This window comes from Bacillus cereus group sp. N21 (assembly GCF_016483395.1).
GTDB lineage: Bacteria > Bacillota > Bacilli > Bacillales > Bacillaceae_G > Bacillus_A > Bacillus_A pseudomycoides.
Genome location: NZ_JAEHBX010000150.1, coordinates 1 through 3,685, shown reverse-complemented (window position 1 = coordinate 3,685; position 3,685 = coordinate 1). Strand labels below are relative to the sequence as shown.

Genomic DNA, 3,685 nt, shown 5'->3' with positions numbered 1-3,685 from the left:
CATGCCCATCAACCTAACAGAACAGGTTACCCCCAAAACGAGAAAAATGAACTTCGTTGCTATAAAAGACATAAAATTTTCGTTTAGGGTGTACTTCAAAATATTAACTTAATGGTGATGTGGCGGTACTTCTAGAAGACATAATCACATCCAGAATAAGTTTAAAAACACTGTAACAAAAAAATGACTAAAATTAATATTTAATAGATATTATTTCTATTAGATAAAAAATATTACATTTTCATTACAAAAACTATTGATTACATTTGAATATCATAATATAATTCTGTTTGTGGAAATAAAAACTAAAATTACTCATTATTTGGGGGATATGGAAAATGAAGAAAGTTATTTTACCGATTTTAATGTCTACAATGTTTATCGTTCCTGCGGTATCACATGCAGAAAAACAAGATAATATGAAGCTGAACGCTCCAAAAGCAGAACAGACAATGCAACAAACAGGTTGGGTAAAAGATGGAGGTACATGGTATTTTTATGACCAACATGGTATGAAGAAAACTGGTTGGTTACTAGATGGGGGAAAGTGGTACTACTTTGATGCAAGCGGAAAAATGAAAACAGGTCATTTTCAAGATAAAAATGCAGGCTACTTATTAGGAAAAGACGGTGCAATGTACTCCAATGAAGGCTGGGTTCAATATGATGGAGAGTGGTATTATGTACACCAAGGTGGAAAGATACACTATGGTTTACTTGAATATAATGGAAATCGTTACTATTTAGATCGAGAGATTGGAATAATGTTAAAGAACATGTGGTTAGGAGAACATCACACAGGTAACTATCTTCTTGAAGATGGGTCAATGGCAACGGGTTGGCATTTATTTGATAATCAATGGTATTACTTTAATGAAAGTGGAGTTACTCATAATGGCTGGTTAAGCTATAACGGAAGCTGGTATTACTTTGTTGGTGGAAAAATGCAAACAGGTTGGGTACAAGATGAGGGTAATTGGTACTATTTAAATGAAGATGGCACGATGAAAACTGGCTGGATACAAGATAAAGGGAATTGGTATTACTTAGATGAAGATGGACGTATGTCTTTAAAGTTACAGACTATTAATGAAAAGAAATATTACTTTGGTTATGAAGGGGTTATGTCTACAGGAGAATGGATAAGTTTTGGTAGATCCGATACAGTATGGCGTTATTTTATGGAAGATGGTTCTATGGCTACGGATTGGAGAAAAATTGAAGGTAACTGGTATTACTTTGATAACGACGGATATATGGCCACTGGATGGAAGAATATCAATGGAAAATGGTATCAATTTGCCGATAATGGCGTTATGATGTAACAAAAGGTCTTTTAAATTGAATATATGACACCAGATATATATTTTAAGATATTTCTATAATGAGAAAAGACACCTGAGAGGGTGTCTTTTTGGGTGTTATCCCTTCTTATTAATCTAGAAAGAATAACGTTTTTAACAATAATGGGTAGTAAAAATTCTTAAGTGGGTGTTTTTGCCCAAATCCCCGAAATGGGGGAATTAGCTTAATTTATTAAAAATTTATACATCATGTCAAAAAATGTACTTTATGACATAACTAAAAATTAAATTTTTTTCATTTCAAAAATACAACTTATGTTTATTTAAAATATGTCAACTAAACTGTATATGTTTTGACATATGTAATTTAAAAAGAAATTAAAACCCTTTATTTATAAAGATTTTGTTAATAATTCGCTTGCTATTCCCCCATTTCGAGGGGATGGACAAAGATACCCAATCTTAAAATGAATGAGATGCACGCAGCGTTGGATCGTTTCAGTGTTGGTAAGCCCATGGCTAGTTATACTATCTCCCTATCGAAATCCAATCTTGATAAAATAGATTTATCTCCATATGGGATTTCAAAATCTCGAATAAAAAATGAATTAGAAAAAAGAGAAACCTTAGCATTGATAATTGATTTTACTCCAATTATCGGAAATATTAAGGCAGGGGGAGATGTCTTAGTAGGTAGGGATTTAATAAGAGGGAACAAACTTACAGGTGTTGATTATGTTTTAGCAACTGTTTCGATTGTTGCTGGCGGAGAAGTTAGAGCTTTAGGTAAGGGTGGCGTAAAAATAACTAATGCTTTAAGCGAAATACCGACTGTTAAAGTGTTAGGAAGAGGAAATTCTAGGGGAAGAGTAGTTGCAAAAAGTTTAAAAGAACAATTAGCGATGAAAGAGGTAATGTCTAATCCTCAAGGTAAGGAATTAAAATCGATACTAATGACAGATCCTCGTTGGCTTAAAGAGGACGGATGGGTCAAAATGGCACACAATGTAAACGGTGTAGAAATACATTATGCCAAAAATACGAAAACTGGTGAATTTGATGATTTTAAATTTAAAGACTAATAAGGAGAATATATTATGCAAGTAACTTGTTTATATAATACCGGAGGTTATCTAACTAAAATAACAGAGGAAACATTTAATTTAACCATTGAAAAAGAGTATACCGTTTATGGGATATGCAAATTACAGAGTGGTGAGTTATCATATTTAATTTTAGGAGAACGTGAGAATATGCCATCATGGTATCCAGCAGAATTATTTACAGTATCAGATCCTTTACAGCCTTTAGAATGGTATTTTGCAGACCATAGACAGATAAAAGAGACAACAATAGATTATATATGGGGTTATAAGGAATTAGCTTTAGACGATACACATGCTCTTGGCTTGATAGAAAGAGAGAAAAAAGATATGAAAATATTTTTAAAGCGTAAAGCTGAAATTGATGAATTTATGGAACTATAATGCCAAAATTTATTTGATATGTATTTAAGTAAAAGTAATTTAGTTTAGCTAAACCGTAGGAATAAATAATTCCTACGGTTTTATTATTGAATATTTTTCCAGAGTGGCCCCTCATACCTCGAATCGTTTCCGTACCCCTTTTAGGGGTTCAGCCGAGATACGTGTAAAAGTGGGTCATAGACTGGATTTTATTTCCATGATATGACCCGTTTATTTTTTATACAGGTATATTCTCTTCTATTGGTTGTGGAATGTTTTTTAAATCAATCACATAATCGCCAAAACGTTTTAGATGTTTCGTCATATATGGGCTTAACATAACTAGATCTTCTCGTGAGAATCGATAACCTTCTCTTTTGAGCTGCCACAAAATCATAGTTATATCAACAACATTTCGCGAATTTCGTACGCTAAAGGATAATCGACTTTTTTAGTTGAACGAAATTTGCAATTTTAAAAGGGCATAATACACAAAATTATAATTAAATGCCTTAAAATGCGCCTGATGGTATCGTGTTTTTTGAATATATATAAGAAATAGGGTTTTATTTAATAACATACTCTGTTTCTTCTAATTCACCTATGCCTTTTTCTTCAGTTCTTCAAAATGAACATTCATAAAAGTACTCACCATTTTTTATTCACTCCGTTTTTAAACGATTTCTTTTTTCTCGTTGCAAGGTACTTACACTAATTCCCGTCATTCTTTCCACTTTCCTATAAGATTCAGTTTTTAACAAACCAAGAGCATGTTCTATTTGCTCTTTATTATATTTCTTCGGTCGTCCCTCTTTAAAATTAGGATTCAACTTGGCAATCGCTTTTCCTTCTTGTGTACGTTCTACAATCATATCTCTTTCAAATTCAGCGAATGCACTCATGATATTAAACATC

General features: G+C 32.5%; 4 protein-coding genes and 1 pseudogene. 3 read left to right on the top strand and 2 right to left on the bottom strand.

Annotated features, from left to right (window positions below):
• The first annotated feature begins 338 nt into the window (after window positions 1-338).
• The 3 genes from JDS96_RS29900 (at window position 339) to JDS96_RS29890 (ending at window position 2,791) form a co-directional block, all read left to right on the top strand.
• Window positions 339-1,325, top strand: coding sequence for a glucan-binding protein (locus JDS96_RS29900; RefSeq protein WP_199669017.1), 987 nt, complete (start codon window positions 339-341; stop codon window positions 1,323-1,325).
• 467 nt (window positions 1,326-1,792) lie between these two features.
• Complete coding sequence (locus JDS96_RS29895; RefSeq protein ID WP_199669016.1) at window positions 1,793-2,386, top strand: pre-toxin TG domain-containing protein; 594 nt, start codon at window positions 1,793-1,795, stop codon at window positions 2,384-2,386.
• Between the two features lie 15 nt (window positions 2,387-2,401).
• Complete coding sequence (locus JDS96_RS29890; RefSeq protein ID WP_098161506.1) at window positions 2,402-2,791, top strand: hypothetical protein; 390 nt, start codon at window positions 2,402-2,404, stop codon at window positions 2,789-2,791.
• Between the two features lie 217 nt (window positions 2,792-3,008).
• On the opposite strand, the pseudogene JDS96_RS33405 reads toward JDS96_RS29890, so the two are convergent.
• Window positions 3,009-3,188 (bottom strand): annotated as a pseudogene (locus JDS96_RS33405) (Tn3 family transposase); the annotation flags it as partial.
• A gap of 244 nt (window positions 3,189-3,432) precedes the next feature.
• Window positions 3,433-3,685, bottom strand: a 253-nt coding sequence (locus JDS96_RS29880) for a recombinase family protein (protein ID WP_199669015.1), incomplete at its 5' end; no start/stop codon positions are given.

Coding starts and splice junctions, on each gene's coding strand:
- JDS96_RS29900 (WP_199669017.1), top strand. CDS start 339: ATGAAGAAAGTTATTTTACCGATTTTAATGTCTACAATGTTTATCGTT.
- JDS96_RS29890 (WP_098161506.1), top strand. CDS start 2,402: ATGCAAGTAACTTGTTTATATAATACCGGAGGTTATCTAACTAAAATA.